This is a genomic window from Herbaspirillum autotrophicum, from assembly GCF_001189915.1.
Classification (GTDB): domain Bacteria; phylum Pseudomonadota; class Gammaproteobacteria; order Burkholderiales; family Burkholderiaceae_D; genus Herbaspirillum; species Herbaspirillum autotrophicum.
Window position 1 is genome coordinate 105,891 of the sequence record NZ_LFLS01000012.1, and the last position, 21,046, is coordinate 126,936.

At 59.6% G+C, this 21,046-nt stretch carries 21 protein-coding genes; 10 read left to right on the forward strand and 11 right to left on the reverse strand.

From position 1 onward, the window contains the following. Nucleotides 1-13: 13 nt before the first annotated feature. The 3 genes from AKL27_RS11520 to AKL27_RS11530 are packed head-to-tail and all read right to left on the reverse strand — an operon-like array spanning nt 14 to nt 1,866. Nucleotides 14-832 carry a DODA-type extradiol aromatic ring-opening family dioxygenase gene (locus tag AKL27_RS11520; RefSeq protein ID WP_050462965.1) on the reverse strand — a complete coding sequence of 273 codons (819 nt, stop codon included), beginning with the start codon at nt 830-832 and terminating at the stop codon, nt 14-16. Then, nucleotides 829-1,158 carry an aromatic ring-opening dioxygenase LigA gene (locus AKL27_RS11525; protein ID WP_050462966.1) on the reverse strand — a complete coding sequence of 110 codons (330 nt, stop codon included), beginning with the start codon at nt 1,156-1,158 and terminating at the stop codon, nt 829-831. Before AKL27_RS11525 ends, AKL27_RS11520 begins: the two co-directional genes overlap by 4 nt. Then, the gene (locus AKL27_RS11530) at nt 1,159-1,866 is read right to left on the reverse strand and encodes a glutathione S-transferase N-terminal domain-containing protein (RefSeq protein ID WP_050462967.1); all 708 of its coding nucleotides are present in this window, start codon (nt 1,864-1,866) and stop codon (nt 1,159-1,161) included. A 239-nt stretch (nt 1,867-2,105) separates the two neighbouring features. Here AKL27_RS11530 and AKL27_RS11535 point away from each other — a divergent pair, with 239 nt between their 5' ends. Further along, the gene (locus AKL27_RS11535; RefSeq protein WP_050462968.1) at nt 2,106-2,975 is read left to right on the forward strand and encodes a helix-turn-helix domain-containing protein; all 870 of its coding nucleotides are present in this window, start codon (nt 2,106-2,108) and stop codon (nt 2,973-2,975) included. Between the two features lie 55 nt (nt 2,976-3,030). On the opposite strand, the gene AKL27_RS11540 is transcribed toward AKL27_RS11535, so the two are convergent. The 7 genes from AKL27_RS11540 to AKL27_RS11570 all read right to left on the reverse strand — a co-directional run bounded on the left by AKL27_RS11540 (nt 3,031) and on the right by AKL27_RS11570 (nt 12,472). After that, nucleotides 3,031-4,608, reverse strand: coding sequence for a methyl-accepting chemotaxis protein (locus AKL27_RS11540; protein WP_050462969.1), 1,578 nt, complete (start codon nt 4,606-4,608; stop codon nt 3,031-3,033). A gap of 38 nt (nt 4,609-4,646) precedes the next feature. After that, nucleotides 4,647-5,399 (reverse strand): ABC transporter ATP-binding protein, encoded by a 753-nt coding sequence (locus AKL27_RS11545; RefSeq protein ID WP_050462970.1) that lies wholly within the window; start codon nt 5,397-5,399, stop codon nt 4,647-4,649. Further along, the gene (locus tag AKL27_RS11550) at nt 5,396-7,192 is read right to left on the reverse strand and encodes a branched-chain amino acid ABC transporter ATP-binding protein/permease (RefSeq protein WP_083439005.1); all 1,797 of its coding nucleotides are present in this window, start codon (nt 7,190-7,192) and stop codon (nt 5,396-5,398) included. Before AKL27_RS11550 ends, AKL27_RS11545 begins: the two co-directional genes overlap by 4 nt. 10 nt (nt 7,193-7,202) lie before the next feature. Continuing rightward, nucleotides 7,203-8,255 carry a branched-chain amino acid ABC transporter permease gene (locus tag AKL27_RS11555; RefSeq protein WP_050462972.1) on the reverse strand — a complete coding sequence of 351 codons (1,053 nt, stop codon included), beginning with the start codon at nt 8,253-8,255 and terminating at the stop codon, nt 7,203-7,205. A 153-nt stretch (nt 8,256-8,408) separates the two neighbouring features. Continuing rightward, nucleotides 8,409-10,457 carry a phenylacetic acid degradation bifunctional protein PaaZ gene (gene paaZ, locus AKL27_RS11560; RefSeq protein WP_050462973.1) on the reverse strand — a complete coding sequence of 683 codons (2,049 nt, stop codon included), beginning with the start codon at nt 10,455-10,457 and terminating at the stop codon, nt 8,409-8,411. Nucleotides 10,458-10,621: 164 nt separating this feature from the next. Continuing rightward, nucleotides 10,622-11,767 carry an ABC transporter substrate-binding protein gene (locus tag AKL27_RS11565; protein WP_050462974.1) on the reverse strand — a complete coding sequence of 382 codons (1,146 nt, stop codon included), beginning with the start codon at nt 11,765-11,767 and terminating at the stop codon, nt 10,622-10,624. 81 nt (nt 11,768-11,848) lie between these two features. Continuing rightward, entirely contained in the window at nt 11,849-12,472 is a 624-nt protein-coding gene (locus AKL27_RS11570; RefSeq protein WP_050462975.1) for a TetR/AcrR family transcriptional regulator, read from the reverse strand. Between the two features lie 33 nt (nt 12,473-12,505). On the opposite strand from AKL27_RS11570, the gene AKL27_RS27715 reads away from it, so the two are divergent. Both AKL27_RS27715 and AKL27_RS11575 read left to right on the forward strand, forming a co-directional pair. Beyond that, entirely contained in the window at nt 12,506-12,754 is a 249-nt protein-coding gene (locus AKL27_RS27715) for a hypothetical protein (protein ID WP_157056899.1), read from the forward strand. A gap of 201 nt (nt 12,755-12,955) precedes the next feature. Beyond that, nucleotides 12,956-13,558, forward strand: coding sequence for a phenylacetic acid degradation protein PaaY (locus tag AKL27_RS11575; RefSeq protein ID WP_050462976.1), 603 nt, complete (start codon nt 12,956-12,958; stop codon nt 13,556-13,558). Nucleotides 13,559-13,572: 14 nt separating this feature from the next. On the opposite strand, the gene paaX is transcribed toward AKL27_RS11575, so the two are convergent. Then, nucleotides 13,573-14,508: a phenylacetic acid degradation operon negative regulatory protein PaaX gene (gene paaX, locus AKL27_RS11580; RefSeq protein WP_050462977.1), complete on the reverse strand. Its 936-nt coding sequence runs from the start codon at nt 14,506-14,508 to the stop codon at nt 13,573-13,575. A gap of 246 nt (nt 14,509-14,754) precedes the next feature. Here paaX and paaA point away from each other — a divergent pair, with 246 nt between their 5' ends. From paaA to paaG, 7 genes are read left to right on the forward strand one after another with little or no spacing between them, the layout of a single operon-like run. Then, nucleotides 14,755-15,744, forward strand: a complete 990-nt coding sequence (gene paaA, locus AKL27_RS11585) for a 1,2-phenylacetyl-CoA epoxidase subunit PaaA (RefSeq protein WP_050462978.1) — start codon at nt 14,755-14,757, stop codon at nt 15,742-15,744. 43 nt (nt 15,745-15,787) lie between these two features. Beyond that, entirely contained in the window at nt 15,788-16,072 is a 285-nt protein-coding gene (gene paaB, locus AKL27_RS11590; protein WP_050462979.1) for a 1,2-phenylacetyl-CoA epoxidase subunit PaaB, read from the forward strand. A 17-nt stretch (nt 16,073-16,089) separates the two neighbouring features. Then, on the forward strand, nt 16,090-16,842 hold the full coding sequence (gene paaC / locus AKL27_RS11595; protein WP_050462980.1) for a 1,2-phenylacetyl-CoA epoxidase subunit PaaC: 753 nt from the start codon (nt 16,090-16,092) through the stop codon (nt 16,840-16,842). After that, nucleotides 16,839-17,375, forward strand: a complete 537-nt coding sequence (gene paaD, locus AKL27_RS11600; RefSeq protein WP_232310973.1) for a 1,2-phenylacetyl-CoA epoxidase subunit PaaD — start codon at nt 16,839-16,841, stop codon at nt 17,373-17,375. Before paaC ends, paaD begins: the two co-directional genes overlap by 4 nt. A gap of 35 nt (nt 17,376-17,410) precedes the next feature. Beyond that, nucleotides 17,411-18,484: a 1,2-phenylacetyl-CoA epoxidase subunit PaaE gene (gene paaE / locus AKL27_RS11605; protein WP_050462981.1), complete on the forward strand. Its 1,074-nt coding sequence runs from the start codon at nt 17,411-17,413 to the stop codon at nt 18,482-18,484. 60 nt (nt 18,485-18,544) lie between these two features. After that, a complete protein-coding gene (gene paaN, locus AKL27_RS11610) occupies nt 18,545-20,236 on the forward strand; it encodes a phenylacetic acid degradation protein PaaN (protein ID WP_050462982.1) in 1,692 nt (563 codons plus the stop codon). A 17-nt stretch (nt 20,237-20,253) separates the two neighbouring features. Further along, complete coding sequence (paaG, locus tag AKL27_RS11615; RefSeq protein WP_050462983.1) at nt 20,254-21,045, forward strand: 2-(1,2-epoxy-1,2-dihydrophenyl)acetyl-CoA isomerase PaaG; 792 nt, start codon at nt 20,254-20,256, stop codon at nt 21,043-21,045. The last annotated feature ends 1 nt before the right edge of the window (nt 21,046 follow it).

Here is a 21,046-nt window from a genome sequence, read left to right on the forward strand (position 1 = left end):
AACCGCTACCGCATCAAAGGTTCATGACCCCCACCGTGCAGCCGCAGGCAAACGGCGGGATCGGTTCGTAACACCAGATTTCACCCTTGCTGCCTTCGGCCACGCCGGCGGCGGCAATGTAGGTGCGGATTTCATAACCGCCCTGACCGCCTTCGCGATAGGTATCTTCATCGGTGTAATCGAGCATGGCGGCGCGGTCATTGGCCGACCAGCGGCGCAGGAATTCGCGGTCCCATGCTTCGTTGATGGTGCCGGTGTCGGGGGTACAGGGCCAATGCGAAATGCCACCGGTGCCGATCACGGCGATGCGTTCCGGCATCTGGTCAGCAGCGCGCCGGATTGCCTGCCCTAATGCATAAGCGCGATGCAGCGGCGCCATTGGCGGACACTGGCAATTGATATTGACCGGAATCACCGGGATATCGTAATCAGGCGTCAGGTGATGCAGTGGCACCATGATGCCGTGATCGAATTTCCATTCTTCGCAATAGCTGATATCCACCTCTTGCATCACGCCATCCATCAAGCGGCGTGAGATATCGCGCGAACCCGGCACTTCGCGGCGCGGAATCCGCAACCATTCGGGATCTTCAATCGGCCCTTCATACTGATCTGCCATGCCGATGGCAAACGACGGCATGTTGTTCATGAAGAAATTGGCGAAATGCTCGGCGGCGATGATCACCAGCGCATCCGGTTGGGCGGCATGCAAGGCGTCACGCATGCGGGCGTAACTCTGCATCAGGCGTTCACGCGCCGCCGGCTCGGCGCGTTCGGTGCGGGCGGTGATGCCGGGACCATGACTGCAAACACCGGTAAAAACGATACTCATGATTGCTTACCTTTATTCTGGCTGTGGTTTTCCTTGATCGCATAAATCCCGGCGCGTACCGGGCCGTGCGTGGCCACGCCGGCGCGCATCGCTTCCAGATAGGCGTTCCATTCATGGCCGCAAGATGCGGCGAAATGCATCAGCAACTGGCCGTTCACGCCGAGCACGTACAGCAAGCCGATATCCGGCCCGCGCAAGGCATTGCGTTCTTCGTCGTTGAGGCTGTATGCCGTCAGGAATTGCGCGCTGTCGGCGCGAAACGCCGCCATCGCCTGGGGATTGCGGTTGACCTCGTAGATCACCTTTTGCACCGCGTACAAGCTCATTCAAGCCTCCATCACGATATGCGGCGGCAAATCGTAGGCGCGTACCGCACGCTCACGCGCCACCGCCTTGCGCACTGCCGGTCGCGCCGCAACCCGCTGCGCCAGTGCAGCGTAACGCGGGCGCGCGGGCAAACCGCATTGCACGCGCTCGTCGAAGCTCCACAGATAAAACACGAACAGATAGGCATCCACTACGGTGAAGGTTTCACCGAGTGCGTAAGTGCTGTCGCCGAGGCGCGATTCGATCAGTTCCAGATACCTGGCCAGATTCTTGCCGCCCTGTGCCTGCACCGCCGCCATGCCTGCCGCCTCTTCGCCGCCATATGTCTGCGGCCGGAAGATCGAGCGATATGCCACATGCAGGCTGCTGGAAATCAGATTCATCCATTCATGCGCCCGTGCCCGCGCCACGGTGCCGGGGCGCGGCAACAACTGGCTTTCCGGTGCCAGATCGGCGATATAGGTCAAAATCGCCTGCGATTCGGTCAGGATCTGGCCGCCGATGCCGAGTGCCGGCACCGTGCCGCTCGGATTGAGTCGCAAATAATCGGCCTGACGGTTTTCCTGATTACGGATATTTACCGCCACCGCCTCAAATGCCAGACCCGATTCTTCCAGCGCGATATGCGAGGCCAGCGAACAGGCTTTGGGGCTGTAGTACAGCGACAGCGACGGTGGGAATGCGGAAGGTAAAGATTGGCCGGTCATGTGTTGTCCTCGATTGTTGATGCAAATCTGATGTCATGCAGCAACTTCACGGACAAAACCACGCCGCCATGGCTTTGCATTAGAATGCCCCTGAAGCCGGCATCGGTTTGCCCTGAGATTGCATGCGTCGATCATAGAGAGCGGGGCCAGTGATGTCTGTCCTCCGAACTAAGGACAAATGGCCCGAAACCGGCTTCCGACCTGCGTTAGAAGCAGGTACATACAAGAACGGAGACAACATGCGTATATGGCAAAGCAGCCAGCAACCAGCGCGAATTTCGGTCGCCCCGGCCGGTCTGTCACGTCTGCTGGCGGCGATTACCGATGAAGACCGGACGCAATTGCCGCGCGCGATTCTGGATCTGGTGCGTTCCGAAGTGGACGTGATCAACTGCGCATTGTTTTTATTGCCGGCAGTGGGCCAGCCGTGGCTGCTGGGACATGCCGAGGTGAATAATCCGTCGCTGGTGGCATCCGCCTGGGGCGCCTATCTGGATCAGTATTACCAGCGCGATATCGGTTTGCAGCAAGTCTTGCGACATGACAACCTGTCGGTACTGTCGCGCTCCTCGATCCTGTTGCATCAGGACGCCAGCGACATCATCGATACCGGCTACCGCAACGATTGCTACGACAATACCGGGACCTCGCAACGCTTTGCGATCTTCCGCAAGATCAAGGGCAACAATAATCTGCTGATCGGGATTTATCGCTCGGCCTCGGCCAAGGCCTTGTCGGCGTCCGATCTGCTCTATCTGGAATTGCTGGCCGACTGCCTCAGCGAAGCCGCCGTGCAGCGCTATCGCATCATGCCGCAGACGCTGGTGCTGAGCGCCAACAAGCTGGACTCGCTGCAACAGGAACTCGATACCAAACTGAGCAAGCGCGAATACGACCTGATTCTGTGTATCGCGCGCGGCATGACGATTCCGGCTGCAGCCAAGGCCATGGGCATCAAGACCGTATCGGCCGTGACCTACCGCAACCGCGGCTTCGCCAAACTCAACATCCGCACCCAGCAGGAATTGTTCGCCAAACTGATGGAGCACAGCGATGGCAGCAGCGCGGCCGGCGTGATGATGCCCGCCTCGCCAATATTGATGTCGTGAATCTGGCCGGCCGGCGGCGCTGCCACCGGCCCTCTCCAGCCTTCACCAGGCTTGATCAGCCCTTGTAGATACCGCAACCAATCACCAGCCCGTCGATCTTTTCGATGTAGGTGGTCTTGGCTTCCAGTACTGCCGTCACCGGATTGGGCCAGCGGTAATCGATCCAGCCCTTGCCGGCGGCATTGGCGGTATCGACGAAATGCTTGATGAACGGTTTGCCGTCGGCATCCTTGAGATCGATCAGATTCTTGCCGATCAGCTTGGCATTGTCGCCATGCGCCAGTGTATTGCCTTGCAAATCAATCACGTTGATATACAGATCGCGCTGCCGGAACGGCGGTGTCGGCGTGCTGAAATCGGCCAGCGCCTGTTGCTTGCCATGCTGACGCACATGCTGCACCGCGCGGCCCACCATGGCAATCGCTTCGTCCACATTGTTTTCGAGACGGAAGGCGCTCACCGATTGCGCCAGCGAGGTCGCCAGTTGCGTCATCTGACCGGCAGCAGCCGCCGCCTGTTCCACCATTGCTGCATTTTGCTGGGTCATGCGATCCATTTCGGTGACGGCCTGATTGACTTCACTGATGCCGCTGCTTTGCTGGCGGCCGGCGTCGGTGATCTCGGCCATGATGCGCGCCACATGTTGCACCGAATCGACGATCTCGTGCATGGTCTTGCCGGCATCATCGACCAACGCATTGCCGTTCTGTACCTGCTGCACCGAGTCACCGATCAAGGTCTTGATTTCGCGTGCCGCCACCGCCGACCGTTGCGCCAGATTTCTGACTTCGGCCGCCACCACCGCAAAGCCGCGGCCCTGCTCGCCGGCGCGGGCCGCTTCCACCGACGCATTGAGCGCCAGAATATTGGTTTGAAAGGCGATGCCATCAATGACGCTGATGATGTCGACGATCTTGCGTGAACTGGTGTTGATCGAATTCATGGTGTCGACCACCTTGCTGACCACCGCGCCGCCCTTGATGGCGAACTCTGAGGCCGACGCCACCAGCGTATTGGCGCGTACTGCGTGATCGGCATTCTGGCGTACCGCAGAAGTCAGTTGCTCCATCGATGCCGCCGTTTGTTGCAACGAACTGGCTTGCGCTTCGGTGCGTGACGACAAGGCATCGTTGCCGCTGGCGATCTGGCCGGACGCGGCGGAAATGGCATTGGTGCCGGAGCGTACCTCGCCGACGATCTTCAGCAAGTTGCCATTCATGTCTTGCAAGGCGAGCAACAAGGCACTGATTTCATCGTTGCCGGCCACTGCCGTCTGCGATGACAGATCACCCGACGCCACGCGCCGTGCAATCGATACCGCCGCCTGCAATGGCCGCGTGATGCTGCGCCCGAGCAGCCATACCAGCGCCACGCTGAGCAGCAAGACGATGGCGCCGGCCAGTGCCGCCCACAGCATCAGGCTGTGACGGCTGGCGGCGGCATGCGCCAGCTCGGCGGTGATGGCGGTCGCCGCCGGCCCCTGCCCGGCCACCGTCAGCAAGCGCTGACTGAGAGCGGACTGAATCATCTCGGCTTGCAGCGCCAGCGCCACGCCGAGCCCGGCCAGCAATACAAACACAATGGCAAAACCGCCGTACAGGCGGGTACCAATCGCAAATCGACGCAGCCCCATCTCTCCCCCGTTATTGTTATGCAGTACTTGTCAAATGCTTAGTGCTTGGCAAACCCCAGATAGCTTTCAATGATTTGCTTGTTGCCGGCCAGTTCCGTCGCCGGTCCCTGCATCACCAGTTCGCCCATTTCCAGCACATAGGCGTAATCGGCAACCTGCAAGGCGGCACGGGCATTCTGTTCGATCAGCAAGGTCGCCACGCCGGTTTGACGCAAGGCGCTGATGATGTGGAAGATTTCCTTGGTGATCAGCGGCGCCAGTCCCAGACTCGGCTCATCCAGCATCAAGACCTGCGGCTTGGCCATCAGTGCGCGGCCGACGGCCAGCATTTGCCGTTCGCCGCCGGACAAGGTGCCGGAGGCTTGCTTGCGGCGCTCCAGCAAACGCGGGAACAAGTCATACACGGCATCCAGTTGATCCATGTAATTGGCTTCGCCATTTTTCTTGCGCTTGTAGGCACCGAGCTGCAAATTGTCTTCCACGCTCATGGTGGAAAACAGTTCGCGTTTTTCCGGCACCAGCGACAAGCCGCGCGCGACCCGTTCTTCCACTTCCATGCCGCTCATGCTGTGGCCCAGATAACTGACATTGCCGGTGGCGCCAGCGCCGCTCGGCAAGCTGCCCATGATGGCGTTGAGCAAGGTCGATTTGCCGGCGCCGTTGGGGCCGATCACCGTCACGATCTGTCCTTCGCGCACTTGCAGCGCGCCGCCATGCAATGCTTCCACCTTGCCGTAGCGCACATGCAAATCGCTGACATCCAACAATACTTTGCCGTTTTGCTGCGTCATTCCACACCTCCGAGATAAGCTTCCAGCACGGCCGGATGCACCTGAATCTGTGCCGGTGTGCCTTCGGCGATCTTGGTGCCGAATTCCATGACCACGATGTGATCGGTCAACTGCATCACGAAATCCATATCGTGTTCCACCAGCAGCACGGCCATGCCTTCGCTGCGCAATTTTTTCAGCAATTCTGACAAGGCTTGCTTTTCCTTGTAGCGCAAACCGGCCGCCGGCTCGTCCAGCAACAGCAAGGCCGGATCGCAGCACAACGCCCGCGCGATTTCCAGAATCCGTTGCTGCCCCAGCGCCAGACTGCCGGCCGGGCGATACATCAGATCGCTCAGCCCCACCCGCTCCAGTTGTCGCGCAGCTTCGTGCAGCAGCTTGCCTTCTTCCTTTTTATTGAGACGCAAGATGCTGGCCAGCACCCCGCCCTGGGCCGCGAAGTCACCGCGCAAATGGGCGCCGATGGCGACGTTTTCCAGCACGCTCATGCCCGGCACCAGCCGCACATGCTGGAAGGTACGCGCCACGCCGCGCTGCACGATCTGGCGCGACGACAAGCCGGCAATCGACTGGCCGCGATAATCGACACGACCGCTGGTGGCCGGCAACACGCCGGTCAGCAAATTGAAGGTGGTCGATTTACCGGCACCGTTGGGGCCGATCAGGCCGACGATTTCTCCGGCCTTGACCGAAAACGAGACATCGTTGACCGCCACCAGTCCGCCAAACTGCTTGCGCGCATCTTGCACGTCCAGAATCACTTCGCCCTTGGCCGGCTTGGTTTTTTGCGGTAATGCTACGGCCTGTTCCGGGGCCCGCGCCGATGGCTGGATACCGAATTTTTCCGCACAAAATGCCTGAATGAATGGCCACAGACCTTCGTTTGCATATTGCAGGAACAGCACCAGCAACACGCCGAAGGCAATCACTTCAAAGTTGCCGCTGGCGCCGAGCAGACCGGGCAGCCAGGCTTGCAGGAAGTTGCCGAGAATGGTGATGACACCGGCACCGAGAATCGCACCCCAGACAAAACCGGCGCCGCCGACCACCACCATCAGCAGGTAATCGATACCGTACTTGAGACCGAACGGGGTCGGATTGACCGCATGTTGCAAATGCGCGTACAACCAGCCCGAGACGCCGGCCAGCATGGCGGCGTAGGCAAAGATGACGATCTTGATCCACGGTGTATTGACGCCCATCGCTTCCGGCATCACATAACCGAACTTGAGCGCCCGCACCGCGCGCCCCGGTCTGGAGTTCAGAAAATTCTGCACCGATAGCAAGGCCAGGATGACCGCAATCCAGATCAGCACATACATCGAGCGACCGCTGCTGAATTCGAAATCGAACAAGCTGATCGATGGCACGCCGCCGATGCCGTCATATTTGCCGAGGCTTTCCAGATTGCCGAACAGGAAGTACAGCGACAAGCCCCAGGCAATCGTGCTCAACGGCAGATAATGGCCCGACAGGCGCATCGTGAAGGAACCGATCACAATGGCCGAACCGCCGGTCAGCAACAAGCCGGCCAGCAGGCCGATCCATGGCGACAAGCCGTAATGGGTGGTCAGATACGCCGTGGCGTAAGCGCCGATACCGACAAACGCCGCCTGTCCGAACGAGGTCATGCCGGCAACGCCGGTCAGCAATACCAGTCCGAGGCCGACGATGCTGTACAGGCCGACATAGGACAACAAGGTAATCCAGAATGCCGGGATCGGCAGCAGCGGCAACAACAGAATGGCCGTCATCGCCACCAGCGGCGCAATCAGGGTAATTTTGCTTTTCATTTCGGCGACCTCACGCTTCTTCATCGACATGCGTGCTCGTCAGCGAGCGCCACAACAGCACCGGAATGATCACGGTGAACACAATCAGATCTTTGAACGAGCTGGCCCAGAATGATGAGAAGCTTTCCAGCAAACCGACCCCGACCGACCCCGCAGCCGCCAGCGGATAGCTGGCCAGGCCGCCGAAGATGGCGCCGACAAAGCCCTTGAGCGCGATCAGAAAACCCGATTCGTAGTTGATGATGGTGAATGGTGCGATCAGGATGCCGCACAAGGCGCCGATGCCGCCGCCGAGCGTGAACGCCAGTTTGCCGGCCTGATTGGTGCCGATGCCGACCAGCCGGGCGCCGAGACGATTGACGGCGGTCGCGCGCAAGGCCTTGCCGGACAAGGTGCGCTCAAAGTAAAAGTAAATCGCGATGATCAGCGCAATCACGGTTACCAGCACCGCGATGCTTTGACCGGAAATCAACATCTCGCCAAGCTGGAACTGGGCATCGCTGAATGGCTTGGTATTCGAACCTTCAGGACCGAACATCACCAGACCCAGACCGACCATCGCCAGATGCACGCCGACCGAGACGATCAGCAACACCAGTACGCTGGCATGCGCCAGCGGCTGATACGCGATGCGATACATCAGCGGCGCCAGCGGCACCACAATCGCCAGTGCCAGTGCAATCTGCGCCACCATCGGCAAGGCTGCCAGCGGCAGGTAATACGCCAGCGCCATCATGGCCAGCGGGAACAGCACATATTTGCCAAGCAGTTTGGGCAATAATTTCGGCAAGCCAAGGCGACGTTCGGCATCACGCAGATTAGCCGACAATTCCGCCAGCAAGGTCGCCACGCCCATGACCAGCAGCAACCACACGGTCAGCGGCGACTGACCAGCCTGAATCGCTGCCAGTGTCAGTGCACCATAGGCGACGAACTCGCCTTGCGGCAGAAAGATGACTCGCGTCACCGAAAAAATCAGTACCAGCGCCAGCGACAACAGGGCATAAATCGCACCCGTGGTAATGCCGTCTTGCACCAGGACTGCAAAAATGTTTGCGTCCACGTCTTTCCTCCACCATCCAGTTCAGATTCTGTTTCCGGCCTGTCCCGTTCTTGTGTGACGGGCGTAGCCTGCTTGTCACGCATAAGCGGACGCCCCGCCGGGCGCGGTGTCCGCTATGTATGCATTGTGTGTCCGGCGCGCGGCCGGCATGGTTCAGTTGCGCTTGGCGACCAGCGTCAGAATGTCGTAGGACGCCACCAGCTCGCCTTCCTGATTGGTCACTTCGACATCCCATGCCACCACGCCTTGACCGACGCCATTGACGTCTTTCTTGTTGCGATCGATCTTGCGTTTGCAGGTCAGGCGCGCCTGGATGGTGTCGCCGATGCCGACCGGTTTGACGAAACGCAACGTATCCAGTCCGTAATTGGCCAGTACCGGTCCCGGTGCCGGTGATACGAACAGACCGGCGGCAGCCGACAACACGAAGTAGCCGTGCGCGATGCGTTTGCCGAACGGCGATTCCTTGGCGGCGATTTCATCGAAGTGCATGTAGAAATAATCGCCCGACAAACCGCCGAAGTTGACGATGTCGGCTTCGCTGACCGTGCGCCGATGCGTCAGCAGCGAATCACCGATCTGCAATTCTTCGAAATGATGGCGGAACGGATGAATCGCCGATTCGCGTACCGCCGCGCCGCGCACGTGCTCACCCACCACTGCCGCGAGCATGGTTGGCGAACCTTGCAATGCGGCCCGTTGCAGGTAATGCTTGACGGCACGGCCACCGCCGAGTTCTTCACCGCCACCGGCGCGCCCGGGACCGCCGTGTTTGAGTTGCGGCAACGGCGAACCGTGACCGGTCGATTCCACCGCCGCTTCGCGATCCAGAATCAGCAAACGGCCATGCCAGGCTGCCGCTACCGGAATGGCTTTGGCCGCGACTTGCGGATCGCGCGTGATCAGGCTGCCGACCAGACTGCCGCGACCGCGTGCCGCCAGCGCCAGAGCGCCGTCGAAATCGTCATAGGTCATCAGCGTGCTGACCGGGCCAAAGGCCTCGACGTCATGCACCTTGTCGTTGTTGAGCGGATCGCGGCACAGCAGCAAGGTGGGAGCGAAGAAAGCGCCATCGGCCACGCCCTCGCCTTGCGGATGGAAGCCGTCGCGCTCGCCGAAAATCACTTCGTTGCCGGCGGCCAGCAAGGCCAGGCGTTCAGCCACGTCATGTTGCTGCGCCTTGGATGCCAATGGCCCCATGCGCACGTTTTCCAGCGCCGGATCACCGATCACCAGCTTCGACAGGCGTGCACGCAGCCGTTCGGCCAGCGCATCGACATGTTGCCGCGGCACGATGGCGCGGCGGATGGCGGTACATTTCTGTCCGGCCTTGGTGGTCATTTCGCGCGTCAGTTCCTTGACGAACAAATCGAATTCTTCGTCGTCCGGCGTCACATCCGGTCCGAGGATCGCGCAGTTGAGCGAATCGGCTTCGGCATTGAATGGCACCGAATTGCGGATCAGGTTCGGATGCACGCGCAGCTTGGCGGCCGTGTCAGCCGAACCGGTAAAGGTCACTACGTCCGGGCCTTGCAGACGGTCCAGCAAATCGCCGGTGCTGCCGATCACCAGTTGCAGGCTGCCGGCCGGCAACAAACCGGAGGCATCCATCAGCCGCACCACGGCTTCGGTCAGATAGCTGGTGGCGGTAGCCGGTTTGACGATGCACGGCATACCGGCGAGGAAGGTCGGCGCAAATTTTTCCAGCAAACCCCAGATCGGGAAGTTGAAGGCATTGATGTGCACCGCCACGCCCTGACGCGGCACCAGAATATGGGTACCGAAAAACTTGCCTTGCTTGCCGAGCGGAATCGCCGGTCCTTCATGCACCAGATTACCGGAAGGGAATTCATTGCTGCCGATGCTGGCGTAGGCGAACAAGGTGCCGGAACCGCCTTCGATATCGATCCAGCTATCGTTGCGGGTGGCGCCGGTGTGCAGCGAAATCGCGTACAGCACTTCCTTGTGTTCGTTGAGGTATTTGCCGAGCGCGCGCAGGATCGCCGCGCGTTGCTGGAAATCCAGTGCCAGCAGTGACGCCAGCCCCTGCTTGCGCGCATGCGTGACGGCTTCGTCGAAGTCGATGTGCTCCGCATGGGTGAATGCGACCGCGCGACCATTGACCGCACTGTGCAATTCTTGCGCCGCAGCGCCGCCAAACCAGCGGCCGCCGATAAAACTCTGCAGGGTATTGGGTTCCATGATTATTCCATTCCGAGGTGGTGCACCAGATAAAGACGCCCATTGGCGGCGGGCTTGCCGTGACAGCAATCCGCCAGCGTCCCGGCGGCGATTGCCGGGGCTGGCTGACGGACTTGATACGTGAAACTTGAGACTTGAATCAGAAGCAGGTCAGAACGCCATCATCAAGGCTGATATTTCCAGGCCCCGTTTTCGATCTTGACCATGACGCGGGCGCGTTGATCCAGACCCAGATGGTCCGTCGGCGACATGTTGTAGACGCCATGCACGCCATTGACATTTTTCAGGCCTTCCAGCGCATCACGCAGTGCAGCGCGGAATTCCGGCGTACCTGGCTTGGCTTTCTTGAGTGCGACCGGCACCGCTGCCTGCAACAACAGGCCGGCATCCCAGGCGTAACCACCGAACAGGGAAACCGAATCCTTGCCATGCGCGGCTTCATACTTGGCGACATAGTCCAGCGCTACCTTGCGCACCGGATGATCGGCCGGCAATTGCGCCGCCACCAGTACCGGACCGGCCGGCAACAGGGTGCCGTCCAGCATTTTGCCGCCCACGCGCAAAAAGTCGGCATTGGCCACGCCATGCGTCTGATAGATCTTGCCCTGATAGCCGCGCTCCTTGAGCGTGCGTTGCGGCACTGCCGACGGTGTGCCGGAACCGGCGATCAGGATCGCATCCGGTTTGGCCGACATCAGCTTGAGCACTTGTGCAGTGACTGAGGTATCGTTAGGCGCGTAACGTTCGTTGGCGACGATTTCCACTTTCTTGAGTGCCGCCGCCTTGCTGAATTCAGTGAACCAGCCTTCGCCGTAGGCATTGCCGAAACCGATGAAGCCGACGCGCTTGACGCCGTTATCGACCATGTTTTGCACAATGGCGAGCGACATCATGATGTCGTTTTGCGGCGTCTTGAAGACCCATTTTTTCTTGGCGTCCATCGGCTCGACGATACGCGACGATGCCGCCAGCGAAATCATCGGCGTCTGCGCATCGGCCACCACTTCGATCATCGACAGCGAGTTCGGGGTAATGGTCGAACCCATCACCAGATCGACATTGTTTTCCGTGATGAAGCGACGGGTATTCTTGACTGCCTGCGTGGTATCGGAAGCATCGTCGAGGACGATGTAATTGACTTTCTGACCGGCAATCGTGGTCGGCAACAGCGCCACGGTATTCTTTTCCGGGATGCCGAGCGACGCCGCCGGACCGGTAGTAGACAAGGTCACGCCCACGTTGATGTCAGCGTGTGCCGCACCGGCGCAGATCATTGCCACCAGCATGGCAAGTTGTCGGATGGATTTCATTTTTCAGTCTCCTTGGTTGATTTTTTGACGACACCGCTGTCGCTCTCTTGGAAAATGAACCATCCACAACCGGGAATCAGTTCATTTCTTTTTCTTTATCTGCGGCGGTTCCAGGCTGACTGCACCGATCCCGCCAAACAACATTTCGGTGACCACCACCGCCATCTTTTCGTGGGTCAGGTCGCCATCCGGCTTGAGCCACATGAACATCCAGTTGATCATGCCGAACAACAGCATCGTCAACGGCTTGGCCATGCGGCTGGCTTCCAGTTCCGGACGCACGCCGATCATCGCCTGCGCCATGGCGGCTACCACTTCGCGCTCGCCGTCGAGAATCCGTTTCTGATCCTGCGGCAGCAAAAACTTCACATCTTCGGTCAGTACCCGGTGCTCATTCTGGGCATCGGCATACTCTTCCACGAAACGCTGCACCATCAGGCGCAGCTTTTCCTGCGGTTCCTGCTCCATCTGCGCCACTTCGCGGACCAGTGCGCGCAAGCGCTCGATGTGTCCTTCGCAGATATAGACCAGCAACTGATACTTGTCAGAGACGTAGTGATACAGGGACGCCTTCGACAAACCGCAGGCTTCAGCCACTTCGTTCATCGAGGTGCCGCTGAAACCGTTGCGCGCAAACAGTACCGCCGCCTGCTCGATGATGTGCTCGCGCTGATTGTCAAAACCTGCTGCACGCTTGCGTGGCATATGTTTCCATCCTCTCAACAAAATCGAAAAGCCATGATTGTGCCGCAAATTTGCGACACGCCATTCCCGCTGCGCATTTTTTACGCAGGGACAACAGCATTTCACTTCGTGCTGAAAGAACAACGTTGCAACGGCAAGACAGTACCGGCGGGCTGTACGGCGCGTCCCCCTGCATCCCGAACTGCTACTCGCGACCATCGCCGGGCTTTGTTTCCGGCAGGGAAACCAACTGAAATAAATCTGCCGAAACTGCAAAACATTATTGACCGACCGGTCGGTTGAATTTATTATTATCTAAAATTCTTCGGCAGGCAAATGTTTTTTTCCAACCTTGAATAAATGCGCAAGCAGGATTTCCACACCGCCACAGCGGTGTGGAGACGAGACAAAACAAGGCAAAAAAAACATCGACAGCGCGCACCGGCAGTCATGTTGCGCATGGTTCGGCAAGCGGCCGGAGTTCCACCAGACCAGGAGACACGCATGCCCTGTTACGCGATTGAAGGAGTGATTCCGGTAGTTGACCCAAGTGCCTTTGTGCACCCGACCGCGGTACTGATCGGCGACGTCATCATCGGCCCGGAATGCTATGTCGGCCCGGCCGCCTGTCTGCGCGGCGACTTCGGACGCATCGTGCTGGAGCGCGGCGCCAATGTACAAGATACCTGCGTGATTCACGGCTTTCCGGCACACGATACAGTGGTCGAAGAAAACGGCCATATCGGTCATGGCGCCATTCTGCATAGCTGTACCGTGCGGCGCGATGCGCTGGTCGGCATGAATGCGGTAGTGATGGATGATGCTGAAGTCGGCGAACAAGCGATTGTCGCCGCCTGCGCCTTTGTGCGCGCCGGCATGAAAATTCCGCCACGCTCACTGGTGGCAGGAGTTCCGGCCAAGGTCATGCGCGAACTGAGCGCCCAGGAAATTGCCTGGAAACTGGAAGGAACCCTGACCTATCAGGATCTGACCAAGCGTTGCCTGGCCAGCATGGTGGAGGTGCAAGCACTGCCCGCCATCGAAGAAAATCGTCCGACATTGCAGGCGCCGGATGTGGCGCCACTGATCGCGCTCAAGCGCGGCTGACCCCGTCCCACGCCTCAGCGCCGCGGTGAGAGCCCGCCGAAGCGCTGGTAAAAATAGGGTTCCGCCTGGGTAATGCCAGACTCTTCATCTTGCAAGGTTGCTTCCAGATGCTGCTCCGCACCATCACATGTCAGCAGATACAAATCCCGGCACAGTTCGTAAGCGGCGGTGCCGGGCCATTGCGGCGGCAGCAATGCCAGCGGCAATTGCGGATCATGCAACTGCACCCGGCGGAAGGCATGGATCAGCAAGGTGCGGATCACGAACGCCTGCTCCGGCGAGGTCACATCTTCGTGCTGCAGAAAATCGCGCAGTGCCTGAAACTGGCTGATGAATTGCTGATAACCGGCAATCACCGGCGCCAGATCCCAGCCGTGGGCAATCAGGTCAGCCAGCGGCCGCGACGTCACTCCGTTGAGATCGCTTGCGGTGCAGGCAAACACTTTGTCGCCCACGCCGCCGCGTTCCAGAATTTCTTTCAAGGCATCGGCCTGCGTGCTGGGATGCGCAAACACGCCCGGCGCCACCATGCAAAAACCTTCCCACAGCAACTCCTTGCGCAGCGCCCCGCGCTCGACCGCATCGATGCTGCCCGGCAAGCCGAACACCAGCGTCCACTGCCCTTCCCAATGCAGATTGAGCGGCGCGTAGATGCGTTGATAAGCCCGTTCGAAACGGCGCACGCCGCGCGGCGTCAGGGTATACGAACTGCGCCGGCCTTCGCGCTGCGCTTCCAGCCAGCCTTCTTCCGCCAGCCGGAATACGCTGGTGCGCACCAGCCGGTCGCTGATGCCGAACGAGGCCAGCAAGTCGATCAGACCGCCCAGCCATACCGTGCCGCCATGCGGCGCAATCGAATCGCCGAAGATGGTCACCGCCACCGACTTGGCCCGCAACGGCTCCGCTTCGATAAAGCGCGCAATCCAGTTATTGATGTTGATTTTCTTCATTACCAGGGTCTGCTAACAGGAACAAAAGTGGACGTCGGGACACATTATGCCGCATCGCCATACGCGTTTCGATCCACATGGAAAGACTTGCCGTTCATGACTATGCCACAAACGATACATTAAATTCATTTGATACTCTTTTTATGTTTACTTGGTTTTTTCTGTATCATAAAATAAATGCCATGCGATGACCATCCATCCGGATTGCTCAGCCGCCAACGAATTCTTCTACGGAGACCACACATCATGTACGCACAACTGGTAGAGACTGGCATCAAGCAAGTCCGCTCGCTGGACGAAATGAGCGAACAGGAACGCACTTTCCAGGACCGTATCGATCAGGGCGTCAAGATCGAACCCAAAGACTGGATGCCGGATGCCTATCGCAAAACGCTGGTACGGCAAATCTCGCAACATGCGCATTCGGAAATCGTCGGCCAGTTGCCGGAAGGCAATTGGGTGACGCGCGCTCCGACACTGGAACGCAAAGCCATTCTGCTGGCCAAGATTCAGGATGAAGCCGGACATGGCCTGTATCTCTACAGCGCCGCGGAAACGCTGGGCGTGTCGCGTGACAGCCTGCTGGCCGACCTGCACTCGGGCAAGGCCAAGTATTCCAGCATCTTCAATTACCCCAGCCTGAGCTGGGCCGACATGGGGGCCATCGGCTGGCTGGTGGACGGTTCCGCCATCATCAACCAGATTCCGCTGTGCCGCTGCTCCTACGGTCCTTACGCCCGCGCCATGATCCGCGTGTGCAAGGAAGAGTCATTCCACGCCCGTCAGGGTTACGACATCATGATGTCGCTGTGCCAAGGCACGCCGGCGCAAAAGCAGATGGCGCAAGATGCCCTGAACCGCTGGTGGTGGCCGTCGCTGATGATGTTCGGCCCGTCTGATGCGGCGTCCGTCAACAGTGCGCAATCGGCGCAATGGCGCATCAAGCTGTTTTCCAACGATGAATTGCGGCAGCGCATGGTCGATCAGACCGTGCCGCAAGCCGAATATCTTGGCCTGACGGTGCCGGATCCCGATCTCAAGTGGAATGCCGACACCGGCCACTACGAATTCGGTGAAATCGACTGGGCCGAATTCAACAACGTGCTGCGCGGCAATGGTCCGTGCAACCGCGAGCGCCTGAAAGTGCGCAAGCAAGCCTGGGACGACGGCGAATGGTTCCGCGATGCACTGGTCGCCCACGCCGACAAAAAACAAGCCGATCAGCAAGCGGCCTGAACAGATTCACGCATTCACGAACAGACGAACCAAGGACAACATCATGAGTAAAGAGTGGCCACTGTGGGAAGTTTTCATCCGCAGCCAGCATGGATTGGCGCACAAGCACGTCGGCAGCCTGCACGCCCCCGACGCCGAAATGGCGATCAATAACGCGCGCGACGTCTACACCCGCCGCAACGAAGGCGTCGGCATCTGGGTCGTCAAGGCGTCCGACATCGTCTCCAGCAGCCCGGGCGACAAGACCGCGCTGTTCGAACCATCCAACAACAAGGTCTACCGTCATCCGACGTTCTTCCCGATGCCGGAAGAAGTGAAAAACCTGTGAGCCGGAAGGAATCGAGCATGTCAACTATTGCAACTTATGTACGCCGCCTCGGCGACAACACGCTGATCCTGAGTCAGCGGCTGTCGGAATGGTGCGGCAAGGGCCCGGCGCTGGAAGAAGACATGGCGCTGACCAACGTCGCGCTGGACCTGATCGGTCAGGCCCGCCTGTGGTTTGCTTATACCGCGGAACTGGAAGGCAATGGCAGCGACGAAGATCAACTGGCGTTCCTGCGCGATGCGCATGACTTCAGCAATCTGTTGCTGGTAGAACAGCCGAACGGCAACTATGCCGATACGCTGGTGCGCCAGTTCTTCTTCGACGCCTGGCATTACCATGTGCTGATGGCGCTGACCCGCTCGGCGGATGCCCGCATCGTCGAGATCGCCGAAAAATCGATCAAGGAAGTCACCTACCATCTGCGCCGCAGCGGCGACCTCGTGGTACGGCTGGGCGACGGCACTGAAATCAGCCATCGCATGATGCAGGCAGCGGTCGATAACCTGTGGATGTTTACCGGTGAAATGTTCAGCCAGGACGACGTCGAGCAACGCCTGCAGCAATCCGGCGTGGCGCCGGCCGCCGATGCCATTCGCGCACAGTGGCTGGAACACGTGGCGGAAATCCTGGGCGAAGCAACGCTGGTGATGCCGGCCGCCGATGCCTGGATGCAAAGCGGTGGCAAGCAAGGCCGCCACACCGAGCATCTGGGTTACCTGCTGGCAGAAATGCAATTCCTGCAACGCGCCTATCCGGGATCCAAGTGGTGAACTCCGCCCTGACCACCTCGCCATCATTGCCGGAGCAGCAACAGCTCTGGAGCTGGTTGCACGAAGTCCCGGACCCTGAAATTCCGGTGATCTCGGTGGTCGACCTCGGCATCGTGCGCGATGTCCAGGCCACGGCGGTCGATGGTGAAGTCGTGTGCACCGTCGTGATTACCCCGACCTATTCCGGTTGCCCGGCCATGGCCGTGATTGCGCGCGACATCGCCGATGCCTTCAAGCGGCATGGCGTGGCACGAGTCGAGATTCAGACCCGGCTGTCGCCGGCCTGGACCACCGACTGGATGAGCGATCTCGGCAAGCGCCAGCTCAAGTCCTACGGCATCGCACCGCCGGCGCAGCAGGTCATCGATATCAGCGGCATCAGCCGCAAACGCCTGCTGGCGCCCAAGGTGGCCTGCCCGCATTGCAATTCCATGAACACAATCTGCATCAGCCAGTTTGGTTCCACTTCCTGCAAATCGCTGTATCGCTGCAAGGATTGTCTGGAACCGTTCGATTATTTCAAAGCGCATTAGGGTTGCGTAACCCTATTCACCAGGCAGAATCCAAGATGAGCAAATTCTATTCGCTGACCGTCGGCAATGTGAAGAAAGAAACCCGCGACACCATCGTCGTCTCTTTCGACGTGCCGCCGGAACTCAAAGACACGTTCCACTATCAGCAAGGCCAGCATCTGACTTTGCGTTCCGATATCAATGGCGAAGATTTGCGCCGTTCGTATTCGATCTGCTCGGCAGTGCAAGACCAGCAACTGCGGGTCGCCATCAAGCGCACCCCGGGCGGTGCCTTTTCGACCTGGGCCAACGACACGCTGCAACCGGGTCTGGCATTGCAGGTGATGCCGCCGATGGGCCACTTCAACATGCCGCTGGCCGCCACCAATGAAAAGCACTATCTGGCGTTTGCTGCCGGCAGCGGCATCACGCCGATGCTGTCGATCATCAAGACCACGCTGCAAACCGAACCGAAAAGCCGTTTCACGCTGATCTACGGCAACCGCGCCTCGTCCACCGTGATCTTCAAGGAAGAACTGACCGACCTCAAAGACGTGTACATGGAACGTCTGAATCTGGTCTACGTCATGAGCCGCGAACAGCAGGACATCGAATTGTTCAACGGCCGCATCACGCGCGAGAAATGCGATCAGTTCTTCAAGCACTGGATTCAGCTCGATGATGTGGACGCCGCCTTCATTTGCGGTCCGGAAGACATGATCCACGCCGTCAGCGATTCCCTGCAGGCACATGGCATGAACAAATCCGACATCAAGGTCGAATTGTTTGCCGCCAGCATTCCGAAAAACAAGGCCAACGTGGTACGCCCTGTCATCGGCAAACAGGAATGTGAAGTGACGGTGGTGATCGACGGATATCACACCGTGTTCACCATGGAAAAGGAAAAAGAATCGCTGCTCGACGCCGCGCTCAAGAACGGCATCGACATGCGCTACTCCTGCAAAGGCGGAGTATGCGCCACCTGCCGCTGCAAAGTGGTGGATGGCAAGGTCGACATGGACGTCAACTATGCGCTGGAAGATTATGAAATTGCGCGCGGCTTCGTGTTGAGCTGCCAGAGTTTCCCGGTCACCGACAAGGTGCTGGTGGATTTCGATCAGGACAATTGATTCAGCTTTCGCTTGCGCTGCAACCGTAACGCCAAAACCATAAGTTTCAGGAGACGTTTCATGTCACACCCATTTTTCGAGCGCCATCAGGATGTCTTGCAACAGGCACTGCTGGCCTTGACCGAGCGCGGCTACTGGAGCCCGTACAGCGAAATGCCGAGTCCGCGCGTGTATGGCGAAAGCGCTGCCGATGACGGCAAGGCCGCATACGAAGCCCGGCTCAATCAGCCCTTCGCGTTCCATCCGGCCCAACCCGGCAATGGCAATACCACCGGCAGCGAAGTCTCTCCCTACGGACCGGCGCTCGGCATCACTTACCCGGCAGTCGACCCGGAGCAGTTGCTGCCGGCCATGCACGCCGCTGCCGCCAACTGGTACAAGGCTGGCCCCGAGGTCTGGACCGGCGTCGCGCTGGAAATCGTCAGCCGCCTGAATCAACGCAGTTTTGAAATCGCCCATGCCGTAATGCACACCACCGGCCAGGCCTACATGATGTCGTTTCAGGCTGGCGGTCCGCACGCGCAAGACCGCGCGGTGGAAGCGATTGCCTATGCCTGGGATGAGCTGCGCCGCATTCCCGGGCAAGCGCTCTGGGAAAAACCGCAAGGCAAGAACCCGCCGCTGCGCATGCAAAAAACATATCGCGTGGTGCCGCGCGGCCTCAGTCTGGTGATCGGTTGCTGCACCTTCCCGACCTGGAATGCCTATCCCGGTCTGTTCGCCAGTCTGGCCACCGGCAATGCCGTGCTGGTCAAACCGCATCCGGGCGCGATCCTGCCGCTGGCGATTACCGTCGAGGTGGCGCGTCAGGTGATCGCCGAAGCCGGCTTCAATCCCGACGTGATCTGCCTGGCAGCCCATGAAGCCAGTGCCAGCCTCGCCTCCGATCTGGCGCTGCGGCCGGAAGTGCGATTGATCGACTTCACCGGCAGCGCCGCCAACGGCAACTGGCTGGAACAACATGCACGTCAGGCGCAAGTGTTCACGGAAAAATCCGGCGTCAATCAAATCGTGATCGACTCCACCGCCGATCTCAACGGCATGCTGCGCAATATCGCCTTTTCGCTGGTGTTGTACTCGGGCCAGATGTGTACCGCGCCGCAAAACATTTATATCCCGGCCGCCGGCATTGAAACCGAGACCGGCCATCTCAGCTTCGATCAGGTAGTCAGCGCGCTCGGCGTCGCCATCGACAAGCTGACCGGCGATCCGGCCAAGGCGGTCGAAATTCTCGGCGCGATTCAAAATACCGCAGTGCTGGAACGCATTGCGGCAGCCCGCGAACGCGGCGAGATCGTCACCGACAGCCGCGCCTTGCAGCATCCGCTGTTTGCCGGAGCACGGATTCAGACACCGTTGCTGATCAAGATTGCCGATGTTGCCGCCAAGCCCGTGACCGAAGAGTATTTCGGCCCGGTCTCGTTTGCCATCGCTACCAACGGCACCGCCGACAGTATCGCGATTGCCGAACGCATCGCCCGCGAACACGGCGCGCTGACCTTGTCGGCCTACACCACCGACGACGCCGTCAAGGAACAATTGCTGGATGCGGCCGTCAGCGCAGGTGTCGCACTGTCGCTCAACCTCAATGGCGGCGTGTTCGTCAACCAGTCGGCTGCCTTCAGCGATTACCACGGCACCGGCGCCAATCCGGCCGCCAATGCCGCGCTGTCCGACGCCGCCTTTGTCGCCTCGCGTTTCCGCGTGGTGCAAAGCCGCGAACCTGTCGCTGCTGCCGCCAATCTGTCCTGATCTGAAAGACCACTACCATGACCTACGAATCCATTCTGTTCAGCATCAGTGACGGCATCGCCAAGATCACGCTGAATCGTCCTGACAAACTCAACAGCTTCACGGTTGCCATGCATGGCGAAGTGCGCGACGCGCTGGAACGCATCAAGGCCGACGCCAGTGTGCGGGTGCTGGTGCTGACCGGCGCCGGACGCGGCTTTTGCGCCGGCCAGGACTTGTCCGACCGCGCCGTCAAACCGGGCGACAGCGCAGTTGATCTGGGCGAGTCGATTGAAAAATATTACGGCCCGCTGGTGTTGTCGCTGCGCGCACTGCCATTCCCGGTGATCTGCGCCGTCAACGGCGTAGCCGCCGGCGCCGGCGCCAATATTCCGCTGGCTTGCGACATCGTGCTGGCGGCAAAATCGGCCAGCTTCGTCGAAGTGTTTTGCAAACTCGGCCTGTTGCCGGATACCGGCGGCACGTATTTCTTGCCGCGCCTGCTCGGCACCGCACGCGCTATGGGACTGGCCATGCTGGGCGACAAGCTGAGCGCCGAGCAAGCCGCGCAATGGGGTCTGATCTGGAAATGTGTCGAGGACGAGCAACTGGCGGCCGAAGCCGACGCTCTGGCGCGTCACTTCGCCAGCGCCCCGACGCAGGGCCTGGCGCGCACCAAGCAAGCGATCTACGCCAGCCCGGCCAATACGCTGGAACAGCAACTCGATCTGGAGCGCGACAGCATGCGCGCGCTCGGCCAGACCCGCGACTACCGCGAAGGCGTCACCGCCTTCATGGAAAAACGCGCACCGCAGTTCAAGGGAGAATAAG